Source organism: Nonomuraea sp. NPDC003727 (genome assembly GCF_053586935.1).
In genome coordinates this window covers 131,346-145,537 of the sequence record NZ_JBSFNE010000007.1, presented here as the reverse complement: position 1 = coordinate 145,537, position 14,192 = coordinate 131,346, and the positions used below count along the sequence as shown (strand labels likewise).

Annotated in this window: 10 protein-coding genes; 8 read left to right on the top strand and 2 right to left on the bottom strand. The window is 68.9% G+C overall.

Features of this window, described 5'->3' with window-relative positions; translation table 11 throughout:
* Positions 1-145 precede the first annotated feature (145 nt).
* On the bottom strand, positions 146-595 hold the full coding sequence (locus ACWDLG_RS19405) for a hypothetical protein (protein ID WP_449921708.1): 450 nt from the start codon (positions 593-595) through the stop codon (positions 146-148).
* Between the two features lie 82 nt (positions 596-677).
* Here ACWDLG_RS19405 and ACWDLG_RS19400 point away from each other — a divergent pair, with 82 nt between their 5' ends.
* The 3 genes from ACWDLG_RS19400 to ACWDLG_RS19390 all read left to right on the top strand — a co-directional run bounded on the left by ACWDLG_RS19400 (position 678) and on the right by ACWDLG_RS19390 (position 3,120).
* Positions 678-1,544: a hypothetical protein gene (locus ACWDLG_RS19400; RefSeq protein WP_449921705.1), complete on the top strand. Its 867-nt coding sequence runs from the start codon at positions 678-680 to the stop codon at positions 1,542-1,544.
* A gap of 555 nt (positions 1,545-2,099) precedes the next feature.
* On the top strand, positions 2,100-2,300 hold the full coding sequence (locus ACWDLG_RS19395) for a hypothetical protein (RefSeq protein WP_449921702.1): 201 nt from the start codon (positions 2,100-2,102) through the stop codon (positions 2,298-2,300).
* A 274-nt stretch (positions 2,301-2,574) separates the two neighbouring features.
* Complete coding sequence (locus tag ACWDLG_RS19390) at positions 2,575-3,120, top strand: EF-hand domain-containing protein (RefSeq protein WP_449921700.1); 546 nt, start codon at positions 2,575-2,577, stop codon at positions 3,118-3,120.
* A gap of 141 nt (positions 3,121-3,261) precedes the next feature.
* On the opposite strand, the gene ACWDLG_RS19385 is transcribed toward ACWDLG_RS19390, so the two are convergent.
* Positions 3,262-4,455, bottom strand: a complete 1,194-nt coding sequence (locus ACWDLG_RS19385) for a cytochrome P450 (RefSeq protein ID WP_449921697.1) — start codon at positions 4,453-4,455, stop codon at positions 3,262-3,264.
* A gap of 685 nt (positions 4,456-5,140) precedes the next feature.
* Here ACWDLG_RS19385 and ACWDLG_RS19380 point away from each other — a divergent pair.
* Genes ACWDLG_RS19380 through ACWDLG_RS19360 form a run of 5 tightly spaced genes read left to right on the top strand, consistent with a single transcriptional unit; the run spans position 5,141 to position 14,139 of the window.
* Positions 5,141-5,986, top strand: a complete 846-nt coding sequence (locus tag ACWDLG_RS19380) for an SAM-dependent methyltransferase (RefSeq protein WP_449921695.1) — start codon at positions 5,141-5,143, stop codon at positions 5,984-5,986.
* A 1-nt stretch (position 5,987) separates the two neighbouring features.
* Positions 5,988-6,890, top strand: a complete 903-nt coding sequence (locus ACWDLG_RS19375) for an NAD(P)-dependent oxidoreductase (RefSeq protein ID WP_449921692.1) — start codon at positions 5,988-5,990, stop codon at positions 6,888-6,890.
* A 9-nt stretch (positions 6,891-6,899) separates the two neighbouring features.
* Positions 6,900-8,774, top strand: a complete 1,875-nt coding sequence (locus tag ACWDLG_RS19370) for a non-ribosomal peptide synthetase (RefSeq protein WP_449921690.1) — start codon at positions 6,900-6,902, stop codon at positions 8,772-8,774.
* On the top strand, positions 8,771-13,306 hold the full coding sequence (locus tag ACWDLG_RS19365) for an SDR family NAD(P)-dependent oxidoreductase (protein ID WP_449921687.1): 4,536 nt from the start codon (positions 8,771-8,773) through the stop codon (positions 13,304-13,306). Before ACWDLG_RS19370 ends, ACWDLG_RS19365 begins: the two co-directional genes overlap by 4 nt.
* Positions 13,303-14,139 (top strand): thioesterase II family protein, encoded by an 837-nt coding sequence (locus tag ACWDLG_RS19360; RefSeq protein ID WP_449921685.1) that lies wholly within the window; start codon positions 13,303-13,305, stop codon positions 14,137-14,139. The genes ACWDLG_RS19365 and ACWDLG_RS19360 overlap by 4 nt, the downstream gene beginning before the upstream one ends.
* The last annotated feature ends 53 nt before the right edge of the window (positions 14,140-14,192 follow it).

Here is a 14,192-nt window from a genome sequence, read left to right as displayed (position 1 = left end):
TGGTGTCAACGATCTTGTTGGTGTAGTGTTCCGGGATCATCGCCGCTGGTTGCCGAGGACGGAGCGGACGAGGGCGGGAGAATCCGGCCACGAGCGTGGAACCCCGCCGAGCGAGCTGCGTCCTGCGGCGGGTGGGTCAGGAAAATCACCTGTAACCTCCGGTGGCCTCGGAGCACTTCCTGGTGTCGAGGGAACCTCTGGGCTGAAGGAGGCGGTTCCTCCCGGACCGCACAGGGGCCTCGACCCGCCGGTAACGCTCACAACCGACTGCACCGGAGTACAAGATCAAGAGATTATCCAGCCGAGGCAGCTCTCCGCTCGCCCGCGCGTTCACCCGCAGCGGCCTCGCCGCCGTCGCCGCTCTCGCGTTCCTCGCGCCCGCCCTGCCCGCGAGCGCCGTCGCGCCTGCTCTGCCCGCGAGCGCCGTCGCACCCACCCCGTCGGCAAGCGCCGTCACGCCGACCTCGTCCGCGAGCGCCGTCACGCCCACGCCGTCCGCGAGCCCGGCCGCGAACGGCGGGCCGGCGAAGCCGGTTCCGGGCTTCGGCGCCCGGCCCAACGACGGTTCCGGGGTCTGGCCCGACTTCTCGAACACCGGTTACGCCAACACGCCGGCCAACGCCGGAGGCCTGGGCCTGGGCAAGTACCCCGGCAAGCTCACCGACCACGCGCCGAAGATGAGCGACACCAAACCGCTGACGCTCAGGTTCCCCGACAACAGCGTCATCTCCTTCAAGCGTTTCCGCGCGTTGAAGATCTATATCTACGGCGACAACCTCACGTTCGTCGGCTGTCTTTTCGAGGGCACCAACCCCAACGACAACCTCGTCCAGATCTACTCGGACACCGGCATCAAGTTCCTGTACTCGACGTTCAAGCCGAGTTCCTACTCGAGGCCGCCGGGCAACAACGGCACCGTCTCGTCGGCCCACTCCAAGCCCGGTACTCCTTTCAAGAAGTCCTGGCAGCTCGCCACGACGATGAAGGAAGCCGTGGCCGTCATGGACCACAACGACATCTGGGGCAACGCGGGCATGGAAATGGTGACGGGCTTCCCCGGCCGCCCGTCGACCTGGACGAACAACTACATCCATGACATGGCCGACACGGCTCGCGACGTCTACCATCACGACGGCATCGGCCCGCAGAGCGAAGGCAACGGCGGTCCCATGATCGTCCACCACAACACCCTGGCCTCGGTGGGCAACACCAACGCCCTGGCCCTGCAGGGCAACGGCGTCTACCAGAACATCAAGGTCACCAACAACTACGTCTCCGGCTGGGGATACGCCATCAGCATCGGTGTCACCAACAACGCCAGGAACATCACCGTCACCGACAACGTGTTCTCGGCGGAACTCGAGCAGCTGTACGGCTTCCTGTACGGCAATTTCTGGAGCGGATCGGCCCGCGGCTCCACCTGGCGCCGCAACCTCATCCAGGCCCGTCCGGGAGACGGCAACAGCAACTATTCGACCGCGGACCACGGCAGATATCTGTGGCCGACCGGCTCCGAGACCCACACCACCGACTACAAAGGCTGAACCCGTCACCAGATGACGGCGCCGCAGCACACGCGCCGCTCTTCACGCGCCATGCCGCGCAAAGAGCGGCGCCCTCACTCTCCAGCACGAGAGGCGGGCCGGCTCGGTGCGCCGTTCGGGTGTGCGCTGCTCGGGTGGTTGGTCTCGTTCATTCCTGAACGGCGTCGGCGCGCCCGCCTGGTAGCGCTGTGGCTCATACCGCTCTGGCCGCTGTCGATCGCGGTGGGCGCGGTGTTGGCCTACACGCTCTACTGGCCGTTGTCCGTGTGACAGTTAGCGCAAGGCGCTCGAGTAGGCGCGTCGCGTCTTCTGTTCGGTCATCTAGCCGGCGCAGGGGCAGGCGGGCCCGAGAGTGGGGTCGGGGTCGACCTGTCCGGCTCGCACGCCACCCTCGCGCTCGGCTGGAAGATCTTCTGGGGGATCCTCGCAGGACTGCTGCTCCTGATCGCCTACGGCGTCGCGAGAGGCTCGGCCAAGCGCCGCCGGGCTCGCCGTGAGCATGGGGCCCGTACCGCCGCCCGGCTGGCTGAGGTCAGGGCCGAGCTGGCCGAGGAGGTGACGCGCTTCGGCGAGGAGATCGACGCCGCGGACGACCGCGCGCGGGAGACGAGCGCCACGGACTGGCACCGCGTCCTGGACGCCTACGAGCAGGCCAGGGAGCAGGTGGACAAGGCGACCGTGATCGGAGACCTCAACCAGGCGCGCGACACGCTGACCCGGGGACGCAAGGCACTGAAGCGGATCACCGGCACATGACGGAACGCGCACGGCTCCCAGGGCGTACGTCTACCGGCTCGTCGGCCATCGGAGCGGCGGCATCCCGATGACCCTGCCTTTCACGCAAGGCAGAAGGGCCCGGCGAACCTACCGGGTCTCCGGAATGGCGGCCGCGGGTACCCCGCCGGCCGGATTCCGCTTCGCCGACGGTTTGCGATGAACAGCCGTCCTCTTTGTTTTTTGCGGCGACCGGTGCGGGCATGACAATCAACGGGCTTATTCGGTCCGATCGCAATCTCAATGGGAGGTATAAATGGCTGTCGGCGCTGTTGCCCGCAAGTCAGACCACTGGTTCAACCTGGTTGACGTCAACGGCGATAACAGGATCGAGCGCAGCGATCTCCAGGCCCTCGGAGAGAGGATGCTGAAGCGCTTCAACCTGGACAAGACGTCCGTCAAGGGAAGGCGGATCACCGAGGCGTACGACCGGTGCTGGACGATCATGGTTGAGGCCATGGACACGGACAGGAACCACGCCATCTCCAGGGAGGAGTTCCGCTCCTACATGGAGAACAACGCCAAGAGGGAGAACGCCGACGAGTTGCTGCGTCCCATCACCGACGCCGAGTTCGAGGTGGCCGACGTCGACGACGACGGCTACCTGTCCCGGTCCGAGTACGGGGCGCTGCTGGCCGCCATGGGGCTGTCCGAGAATGACGCCCAGGTCGGTTCGCAGAGCATCGACACCGACGGTGACGGTCGCATCAGCCCCGAAGAATACTTCCGGGCGTGCCGCGACTTCTTCGTCGGCAGCGAAAACCTCGGAGCGCGCAGCAGCAAGACTTTCGGCGCGGTGTGACATCTGCTAGATAGCCGGAATCGGCGGCCACGGAACGACGTGGCCGCCGATTTCATGTTTCAATTCTTCCGAATTTCGCCGAACAATTTCTGTCCTGCGGACAGTCGGGCCGTGCAGCCTGACCTGGTCCGGGTGAATGGATCACCAGGTGACAGGCAAGGACTCCAGGCGCCGGATCAGGAGATCCGACCGCCACGCCAGCAGTTCCTCCGGTACGGCGAGGCACATGGACGGATGCTGCGTGAGGGAGGAGGCCATGACCCTCATCAGCATGCGCACCAGGGGGGGACCCATGCAGTGATGCGTACCGTGCCCGAAGGACAGATGCGGGTTGGTCGTGCGGTGGAAGTCGATCTCACCGGGATCGGGGAACGCGGACGGATCGTGATTCCCCGCGGGAAGGGCGGGCAGGACCTGCTCTCCTGCCCGTACCAGGGTTCCTCCCACCTCGATGTCCTCCGTGGCGTAACGGGAGAAGGTGGCGTGGGAGGGGAACGGCGCGTAGCGCAGGAGTTCCTCGACCGCCTGAGGGATCAGTCCTGGATCGGCCTGCAGCTCCCGCAGGTGGACCGGCGAGGTGATCAGCAGGTAGGCGGCGTTCGTCAGTTGTGTCGTGACGTTGTCGATCGCCAGGAGGATGTCGTTGACCAGTTCCTTGATCTCCGGCTCGGTGAGTTGTTTCTCCCGATAGGCGGCACCGGTGAGAGCGCTGACCAGATCGTTGCGAGGCCGGTTCCGCCGCTCGGCGATGAGACGGTCGGTGTAGTCGGAGATCTCTTCGACCCTGGCCGCCACGACGTCGGCGGAAAGCGCGGTGCTCGCGAATCCCTCGAACCAGTTCAGGAAGATCGACAGGTCCTGCTGGGGGATGCCGATGACGGGACACAGGATCTCCACGACCAGCGGCTTGATGTAGGCGTCGACCAGATCGAGCGGGGGCGACTCGGCCAGAAGCACGGTCATGAATCTGCGGGAGTGGCGCTCCGCCAGCTCCTGGAGTGCGTGGACGCGCTCGGTGTTGAACCCCAGCCCGCCGGCCACGGCTTTACGCAGTCGGGTCTGCTGGGGCGGGTCGGTGTTGAGGATGCTGTCCTGGAGGGGGAGGACGGTCAGGCGGGCCTCGTCGCCCCCGGGAGGGGGCGTTCGGACGAAACGTCGGTCGCGCAGCACGAAGCGGATGTCATGGAAGCGGGTCACCAGCCAGGCGTCGTCGCCGTAGGGCGGGCGGACCTTGACCAGCCCCGGCCGTTTGCGGCACCGCGCGTATTCCGGATGGACGTCGAGGCGGACGGGTTCCCCGAAAGGATAGTCGGCAGGTTCAGAAACAGTGTCCATATTCTCTCCGGTCTTGGAATCGTTCGTCGGCGACACGCGAGGGGCGGTATCCCGGCCCGTCGGCCGCTCATCGTTTCCGGAGCGTCGGCTCGGGACTCCCGAACGGGCTATACCCTTCTGAGGATCTGTGACCGACTGCCTGCGCCTTTCGTTGCACGTCGGCGGGACAATTGATTATCGGTTACGCACTCCGGCCCGGATCGAGCAAGTTTTCCATCCGTTTCCTGTACCGTCGCGGATATTAGCTTGACGGTATGGGGTCCCGGCCTGCGTGATCGCTCCCTGGAGCCCGCCACCGGCGGACCCGTATCGATGGTCGGCGTCCGATGCGGCGTCGGCGATGGATCTTCCTCTCCTTGGGTTTGACGACGTGCGCGGAGTGGGAGATACCAGGGGCGATGGCACCGGCTGTTCCACCGTGAGCACCGGGTTCGCCACTCCGGCCCATGGGTTCGTCGCCATTCTTGGGTGACTGCCGTTTTCCATGGACCTACGGTCGCGGAATCAATTTCCGGTGAAAGTGGCTCCCTGGGCGCGCCGACCCGATGCAATACGTGTCAAAACTTCACCTGCGTGACGGAGTGTCGCCGCCCGGGCCGGATCAGTCGATGGACGATGATTCACATCGTTGTTCTCGGAAAAGGCTGTCATGTCAAGCCCTGAACGGATATGAGAAGCATCTCGCATGAGCATGGAAAGTGACCGGTTGATTTCGCGCGCACGCTCGGAGACCGAGACGGCGTACAACGGAATCGCGGCCTTGGTGGACGCGGCCGCCGGACCCGATCGCCATTACGGTTTCTGGGCCGGATCGCACGACGGAGCCTCGATCGAGGAGGCCACCGAGCGGCTGACCGACCTCGTGGCGTCCAAGCTGCATGTGGGGCCCGGGTCTCATGTGCTGGACGTGGGCTGCGGAAACGGCCGCCCGGCCGTACGGATCGCACAGACTTCGGGGGCGCGGGTCACCGCGATCGACGTCGACCGGCATGCACTGCGCAACGGTGCCGAGCACGCTCGGTCGCGGCAGGTGGACGCTCTGGTGGAGTTCCGGCGGATCGACGCGGCGGACCTTCCGTTCCCTCCCGCTTCGTTCGACGCGGTGCTGGCGTTCGAGAGCACCCCGCATTTCGAGATCGCCCCGCTCTACCAGCGCATCTCCCGGGTTCTGCGCCCCGGAGGCCGCCTGGTGGTCGAGACCCCGTACGTTCGCACGCCGATGACCGAGGAGACCTGGCGGCGGATCGGCCCCTATCTGACCATGCTGAACGCGGTATCGCTCGACTCGCCCGAGCAGCACCTCTCGGCGGCGCGCGCGGCCGGAATGGCCGCCGTGGAGCTCGTCGACATCACCGACAACGTCCGCCACTCCTTCCCCCGCCTGGTGCGAGGGCTCCGGGAACGCAGGACCGACCTGGAGGCTGTCGGCGGTGCGGCCGAGGCTGACCGGCTGCTGGACACCTTCTCCGCGTGGGCGGACGCCACCGAGATCGGCGGCGTGATCATGACTTTCACCAGGATGGAGCTCTGATATGACGGACGTCACGGTCATCGGGACCGGAGTGATCGGTTCGGCGGTCGCGCGGGCCTGTGCGCGTTCCGGACTGGAGGTCTCGGTCTGGAACCGTACGCGCGAGCGGTCGGACGTGCTCGTCGAGGAGGGGATCCACTCCCACGCGACGGCGGCCGACGCTGTCGCGGCCTCACCGATCGTGCTGATGTGCCTGCTCAACTACGACATCACCCATCGGGTCATCGACGAGGCGGCTCCGAACTTCTCCGGCAGGCTCGTCGTCCAGAACGCCAGCGGCACTCCCGAGAACGTCACCCCGCTGCGCGGGCGGGTGGAGGCCGGGGGAGGGGCGTACATGGAGGCCGCGATCCTCAACTACCCCGACGCCATCGGGACCGAGGATTGCTTCACGGTCTACGGCGGGGCCGTCGAGGACTTCGAGCGGTTGAAGAGCGTGACGTCCGCGCTGGGCGGCAGGCAGGCCTATCTCGGCGCCGATCCCGCTTACGTGAAGGCGTACCACGTCGTCTCCAGCGCCTTCTACTACGCGTTCATCAACGGCTTCCTCGAATGCTCGGCCATCGCGGAGGCCATGGGCGTCCCGCTGGCGGATTTCGCCGAATCCGTGCCGCTCTACGACCCCGGTTTCCAGAACACGATCGAGGTCGGCCTCGACCTCATCGATCGCGGGGACTACACCTACGAACAGGCTCCGCTCACCTCCCACCTGGACGTTCTCGACAACCTGACCCGCATCGCGGAGCAGGCCGGGATCGACCGCTCCTATCTCGGCGTGATGCGCGAGCGCGTGCGCGAAGCGATGGACCGGGGCTACCGGCGCGAGCACATCGCGGTGCTCACCACGTGGTTCCGCGACCGCCGCGAATCGTCCGCCGGCCGAGTGCCCGTCGGCGGCGGGTGAGGCGGAAACATGCGCGGTATCGATCCGAGCGGTGAGAAGGTCGGCGCGCACCATCTCTTCGCGACATGGGCGCGGACCGTGCCCGACCGTGACGCCCTCGTCCACCGGGGCGGCCGGATGACCTACGCGGAGCTGGAGGAGCGCGCCACCATCCTGTCCGAGGAACTCGTCGCAGCGGGGGCGGGCGCGGGTGACGTGGTGGGCGTCCTCACGGAGCACTCCTACCTGCTGCCCGTCGTGGTATTGGCTGTCTGGAAGGCCGGTGCCGCCTATGTGCCCCTGCCTCCCGCACACCTGTCCAGGCGCACCGAACTGGTGCTGGCCGACACGGGCGCCCGGCTTGTCGTCTCCGAGCTTGACCCGCACAGCGTCCTGCCCGGGCGCGGTGTGCGAACCGTACGACCGGACGCACCCCGCCGTGCGGCAACAGGCGCCGCCGGGCGTAAGGATCCGGACGGCGGCGCCGCCGTACCTGATGGGGAAGACCTCGCCTACCTCCTCTACACCTCGGGATCGACGGGCGCCCCGAAGGGGGTGATGGTGGAGCACGGTGGCGTGACCAACCTGGCTGAGGGGCTGGGGGACCTGTTCGGCGACCTGGAGGGGGCCAGGGTCCTGCAGTTCGCGCCGTTCACGTTCGACGCCTGGGTGTGGGAGTTCTCCATGAGCCTGCTCAACGGGGGAACCTTGTGCGTCCCCTCGGCAAGGTCACCGCTGTGCGGCCCGGAGCTGAGCCGGGTCCTGCGCGAGTTCGGCGTCACCCACCTGTCCGGCGCCCCGTCGCTCCTGGCGACCTTGCCGGACGATGAGTCGATACCGGTCACCACCATGACGTCGGGCGGCGAACCGCTGCCGGAGTTCCTGGTGGAGCGGTGGGGGAGGCGGTTGCGGGTGTTCAACGCCTACGGCCCGACGGAGGCGACCGTGTCCGCGACGGCGGGACGCTGCCTGCCGGGAGAGGGCAAGCCCTCCATCGGCCATCCGATGAGGGGAGTCGAGATCCACATCCTCGGCCCGGCGGGTGACCCCGTACCGGACGGTGAGACCGGTGAGTTGTGCATCGCAGGACGTGGGGTGGCGCGGGGATACGCGAACCGGCCGGACCTGACCCGGGAGAAGTTCGTTCCCGACCCGTTCTCCGGTCGCGCCGGGGCACGTCTGTACCGGACAGGTGACCTGGCCCGGCGGCTGCCCGGAGGCGTCATCGACTTCATGGGGCGGATCGACGGGCAACTCAACATCCGGGGGTACCGCATCGAGCCGGGCGAGGTCGAAGCGGCGCTGATGTGCCATCCTCGCGTCACCGGGGCTGTGGTGACCGCGACCGGGGAGGCCGAAGCCGTCAGGCTCACCGCCCATGTGCAGCTCACGGCAGGGCTGCCGCTCTCCTCGGGAGAGTATCGGGACTTCCTGGCCGATCTCCTTCCGGCGTACATGATCCCGTCGGTCTTCGTCACGATGGACCGGCTTCCGCTGACGTCCCACGGCAAGGTCGACCGCGGTGCGCTGCCCCGCCCGGAGGTCCGGCCACGGACAGCGGGCGGGGACACGGTCCCCGCGTCGGTGCGCGAAAGGGAGCTGGCCGAGGTCGTGGGACGGCTCCTGCACCTGGACGACGTCGCTGTCGAGGAGAACTTCTTCGATCTCGGGGGCACCTCGGCCGATCTCGTCAAGCTCCAGGCCGACATCAAGAAGCGCTGGGGGGTGCTGGTGCCGATCGCCGACCTCATGGCGACTCACAACGTGCGGCTGCTGGCGGCGTTGCTCGACGAGCACGACGGACACGGTGAATGCAGGGCCGAAAGGCCCGCCGGGAGCAGGAGGAGACTGCACGACGGCGGGCGCCGGCTCGGGGAGCGTCTCGGAAAGGAGCAGACGAGGTGAGCCCGACGAGCACCCGTGGGCCGGAGGCGGCGGAGCGTGATCCCGCGGGCACCGACATCGCCGTCGTCGGCATCGCCTGCAGGTACCCCGGTGCCCGCGGCCCCGCCGAGTACTGGCGGCTCATCCGCGACGGTGGCCGGGGCATCCGCGAGCTCACCCAAGAGGAGCTCGCGGCAGGCGGCGCGGGTCGGGAGCGGATCGCCGATCCCGCCCTCGTCCCCGCGGCCGGCGTGCTGTGGGACGCCGAATGCTTCGACGCGGTCTTCTTCGGCTATCCGGCGCGCGAGGCAGCCCTCATCGACCCACAGCAGCGCATGTTCCTCGAAGAGGCGTGGCACGCCATGGAGGACGCCGGTCACACACCCGAGGGGTTCGCCGGCACCGTCGGAGTCTACGCGGGCCAGACCCTCGGCACCCACCGCGCGAGGAACCACCAGACCTTCCTCGGTACGTCCGCGGACCTGCTCATGGCGGCCGACGACAAGGACTTCCTGCCCACCCGGGTTTCCTACAAGCTGGGCCTGACCGGGCCGAGCATCGCTGTGCAGACCGCCTGCTCCACGTCCCTGGTCGCGATCCATCTGGCCTGCCGGGCGCTCATCACCCATGACTGCGACATGGCTCTGGCCGGTGGGGTCTCCTGGACCCCTCTGCGCCGTCAGGGCTACCTTCATCAGGAAGGCGGCGTCTGGTCCGCCGACGGCCAGGTCCGCTCCTTCGACCGGGACGCCTCGGGCTTCGTCCCCGCCGACGGCCTCGGCATCGTGGTCCTGCGCAGGCTCGACGACGCGCTCGCCGACGGGGACCGCATCTACGCCGTGGTCAAGGGGAGCGCCGTCAACAATGACGGCTCGGACAAGCTCAGCTATGCGGCGCCGGGCGTGCGCGGCCAGCAGGCGGTGGTGGAGGCGGCGCTCGCGGTCGCCGCGGTCCGCCCGGACACCGTCTCCTATGTCGAGGCCCACGGGACGGCCACCGCGATCGGAGACGCCGTGGAGGTCGCCGCGCTGACCCGGGCGTACCGGGCCGCCGCCGCGGTAGGCCGGGGGTACTGCCGGGTGGGTTCGGTGAAGTCCAACATCGGACATACCGATGCGGCGGCCGGGGTGGCGGGTTTCATCAAGGTCGCGTTGATGCTGTACCACGGCCGGATCCCACCGAGCCCCGTCACGCCCCTGCGCCCCAACCCCGAGATCGACTTCGAGACGAGCCCGTTTCGCCCCGCGGTCGAGGCGGCGGACTGGCCGGAGACCGGCGCCCCGCGCAGGGCGGCCGTCAGCGCCTTCGGCATCGGAGGCACCAATGCCCACGCGATCCTCGAACAGCCACCGGCCCTCCCGGCCCGGCCACCCGCCGAGCCGTGGCAGCTCGTGGCCCTGTCGGCGCGTGACGACGCGGCCTTGGCCGAGCTGACCCGATCCTGCGCCGACGCGCTCCAGGACGCCTCCGACACCGAGTTCGCCGATCTCGCCTACACCCTGGCAGCCGGACGCCGCCACTTTCCCCACCGGTACGCGGGAGTCTTTCGCGACCGATCCGCCGCCGTGGCGGCCCCGCGGGAGTGGGCGACCGCAGGGCGGTTCTCACGCGCCTGGGCGACCCGAGACGACGTGGTGTTCATGTTCCCTGGAGGGGGGACGCAGTATCCCTCGATGGGGCGGGAGCTCTACCGCGACGAACCGGTCTTCCGCATGGCCGTGGACGAGTGCCTGCGCCTGCTGCCCGACCGTCCCACCGCCGAGCGGCTGCACGCCCTGTGGGCCGCGCCGGATGCGAGGAGCGCGGCCGAGGAGACCGACCCTTCACTGGCGCTACCGGCCGTGTTCATCATGGAGATCGCGCTGACCCGGCTCATCGGATCCTTCGGGGTCAGACCCGCCCTGCTGATCGGGCACAGCCTCGGGGAGTACACCGCGGCCTGCGTCGCCGGCGTGGTGTCGCTGCGCGACGCCCTCGCGATCGTGGCCAAACGCGGTGAGCTCCTGTCCCGGCTGCGCGACGGTGCGATGCTCGCGGTCTCGGCCCCGGTACGGCAGGTCGAGCCGTTCCTCGGCGAAGAGGTCTGCCTGTCGGCGGTCAACGGGCCGGGAGCGTGCGTGCTGGCCGGCCGGTCCGCTCGGATCGCCGAGGTCGGCCGGTCGCTGGACCGGCAGGGGATCGCCTGTCGGCTGCTCCCGCTCAGCACCGCCGCCCACTCCCACCTGGTCGATCCGGTCCTCGACGAGTTCCGCGACTTCCTGAACGGCATCGAACTGCAGGCCCCGTCGGTACCCGTGGTCTCCAACGTGACAGGGGATGACGAGGCCGATCTCAGTGACCCCGAGTACTGGGTCTCCCACCTGCGCCGGACGGTCCGGTTCGACGCGGGGCTCGACCACGTCCTGGCACGGGGCCCGAAGGTCCTCATCGAGATGGGGCCCGGCACCACGCTGACCACGCTGGCCGGAGCACGGGCCGGTCAGGACTCCGTCGTCATCAACACCACCCGCCATCCGCTGGACGAGCGCCCCGACAGAGAGGTCCTGCTCCGCGCGCTGGCCCGGCTGTGGGAGGCCGGAGTCGACGTCGACCTGCCCGCGCTCTGGCCGCAGCCGCGCCGACGGCACCCCGCGGCGCCCTATCCATTCGCGTCCACCCTGCACCTGCCCGAACCGACACAGGCCCCGGAACCCGCGCCCGCTCGGCGCTCATCTGAAGGGCTCTACGGGGTCAGCTGGAAACGCGCCGTGGAAACGGATCCGGCGGATCCCGGGACGGCCCCGGACGAGACGGGATGGATCCTGTTCTCCGATGTCTCGCCCCTCGCCGAGGCGATCACCGCCGAGCTGGAGGAACGGAGAGCGTCCGTCACCGTCGTCACCCCGGGACGAGAGTTCCGGCGCGGGTCCTCACCCCGGGCCACGACCATCCCGCGGCACCCCGAACACTACGAGATCGACCCTCAGCGTCCCGAGCACTACGAACGGCTGCTGAAAGCGACCGAACAGGGACCGGGCAGACCCCTGCGGATCATCTGCCTGTGGGGAGCGACGCTCCCCGCGGACGTGGGCGGGCCACTGAGCGAGATCGTCGGCCTGGCCCACGCGCTGGGCGGCCGTCTCGGGAAGACGGATCTCTGCCTGGTCACGACAGGAGCCCTGGAGATCACCGGAGGCGAACTGCTCGATCCTCGGGCAGCTCTCACGATCGGAGCCGCCGGACCGCTCCGCTGCGAACTGACCGACGTGCCCGTCCGGCTGGTGGACGTGGACGCCGACGACAGCGCAGACCACAGGCGACGGGCCAGGCAGATCCTCGGCGAGTTCTCCCGCCCTCCGCGGCAGGACCCCGTCGGTCTCCGGGCAGGCCACCGATGGCTGCGGGGATTCGAGGCGCTGGAGACACCGCCAGGGGCGGGTCCCTCGTTCCGCCCCGGCGGAACCTACGTGATCACCGGCGGAACGAGCGGGATCGGCCTGCGGCTGGCCGAACATCTGACGCGCCGCCATTCGGCGCGGCTCGCCCTCATCGGGCGGGGCACGCGTGACGCGTCTCCCGAAGGCGAGTCCGGTCTGGATGTGCGAGCACTGCTCGCGGGGCGTGAGAACGACATCCTGCTCCGCCACGCGGACGTCGCCGACCCGGCGGCCCTCGGCGAGATCCTGCGCGAAGTCCAGATGAGGTTCGGCACGATCCACGGCGTGATCCACGCCGCCGGCGTGCCAGGCGGCGGCATGGCGCAGTTCCTGGACCGGGAGAGCATCGACGCCGCCCTGCGGGCGAAGACCACGGGAACCGCCACCCTGGTCTCCGCCCTCGCAGAGACAGGCGCGCGCCCCGAATTCATCCTGTTGTGCTCCTCGCTCGCGTCCTTCTCCGGCGCTCCCGGCCTGTCCTGCTACGGCGCGGCCAACGCCTTCCAGGACACCTTCGCCCTGCACACGCGTCGCGACGGGACACCGATCCTGTCGGTCAACTGGGACCGCTGGAACGGCGTCGGGATGGCCCGCGACGTGGAACGCCACCATCACGCCCTCACCGGCGAGGCGCTGACCGGCGGGCTGAGCCCCGACGAAGGGATCGCGGCCTTCGAAAGGTGCCTGGCGGCCGTCCCCCTGGGACAGGTCATCGTGTCCTCCAGCCCTCCCGGAGCTGCCCACGCCCCCAGCCCGGAGTCCGCCACCGAGCCCCGGCCTGCGCGCTGGTCCGCTCCCGCCGTACCCGCGGCCGACACGTCCGGCCGCTCCGGCGACACCGGTGACTGGAGTCCCCACGAGCTCGAACTCCTGACGGTGTGGCAGGAAGTGCTCGGTGCCAGCGCCATCGGCAGACACGACGACTTCTTCAGCCTGGGCGGACATTCGCTCAGCGCACTCCAAGTCGTCCAGCGCTGCAGGGAACGGTTCGGGGCGCGGCTTTCGGTGAAGGCGCTCTTCAGCGCCCCGACGATCGAGGGCTTGGCCAGAACGCTCGCCGAGGCCCCGGCGGCCGGCGACGACACGCCAGGCGAAGGGCGGCTCCTGATGGATCTCGAAGGAAGTGACGTCCCATGACCGAAACGATCCCGGGCGTCTCCCGGCTCTGGCTCCGCCGGCAGCGGACGCTCCCCGAGCCACGGCTGCGACTCGTCTGCCTACCCCACGCCGGCGGAACCCCGGCCTTCTACCGGGGCTGGCAGGCCCGGATCCCCGCGGACGTCGAGTTCGTCGCCGTGTGCTACCCAGGCCGGCAGGACAGGTTCAACGAACATCCGATCACCCGCATGGACCTCCTGGTCGACCACATCTGCCAGGCGCTGGCGCCCCTGGCCGACCGGCCTCTCGCCCTGTTCGGGCACAGCATGGGCGCCGTGGTCGCCTACGAGGTCGCCGTCCGGCTCATCACCCAGCAGGGCATCACTCCGCACGCGCTGCTGGTGTCCGCGCACATCGCGCCACCCGCGCACGCAGACGGCACCTGGAAGGTCCCGCTCAGTGATGACGAGCTCGCCGAGCAGGCGCGCTCCGCGGACCCGCTGCTACGGTACGCCCCCGAGCTGATGAGCGTGGTGATGCCCGCGCTACGGGCGGACCATGATCTCCTTCACGCCTATCGGCCCACGCGCTCGCCGCGGCTCACCATTCCGATCGTCGCCTACCGGGGAGCGGACGACGAGCAGGTGAGCCAGGAGGACATGCGCGCCTGGAGCCAGGTCACGGATGCCGGCGTCGAGTTCCGTACCTTCCCCGGAGGGCACTTCTACCTGCTGCAGGCGGAAGCGGACCTCGTCGCCGACATCGGTAACCGTCTCAGCTCGATTCCGGCCTCGGGCGCCGGCACGCGGCGCCTCGGCCGCGAGGAGCCCTCCGAGGTCGGCCCGTTCGTGAAAGAGGTTCCACGCCCGTGACCCCGCCCCGCTCGACTGTCCCGATCTTCGTCCGCCGATCGAGCACCTGCCCG

Bases quoted from the DNA above. Each gene is read 5' to 3' on its own strand.
- ACWDLG_RS19400 (WP_449921705.1), top strand. From the start codon at position 678: ATGAGCGACACCAAACCGCTGACGCTCAGGTTCCCCGACAACAGCGTC.
- ACWDLG_RS19390 (WP_449921700.1), top strand. From the start codon at position 2,575: ATGGCTGTCGGCGCTGTTGCCCGCAAGTCAGACCACTGGTTCAACCTG.
- ACWDLG_RS19385 (WP_449921697.1), bottom strand. From the start codon at position 4,455: ATGGACACTGTTTCTGAACCTGCCGACTATCCTTTCGGGGAACCCGTC.
- ACWDLG_RS19380 (WP_449921695.1), top strand. From the start codon at position 5,141: ATGAGCATGGAAAGTGACCGGTTGATTTCGCGCGCACGCTCGGAGACC.
- ACWDLG_RS19375 (WP_449921692.1), top strand. From the start codon at position 5,988: ATGACGGACGTCACGGTCATCGGGACCGGAGTGATCGGTTCGGCGGTC.
- ACWDLG_RS19370 (WP_449921690.1), top strand. From the start codon at position 6,900: ATGCGCGGTATCGATCCGAGCGGTGAGAAGGTCGGCGCGCACCATCTC.
- ACWDLG_RS19360 (WP_449921685.1), top strand. From the start codon at position 13,303: ATGACCGAAACGATCCCGGGCGTCTCCCGGCTCTGGCTCCGCCGGCAG.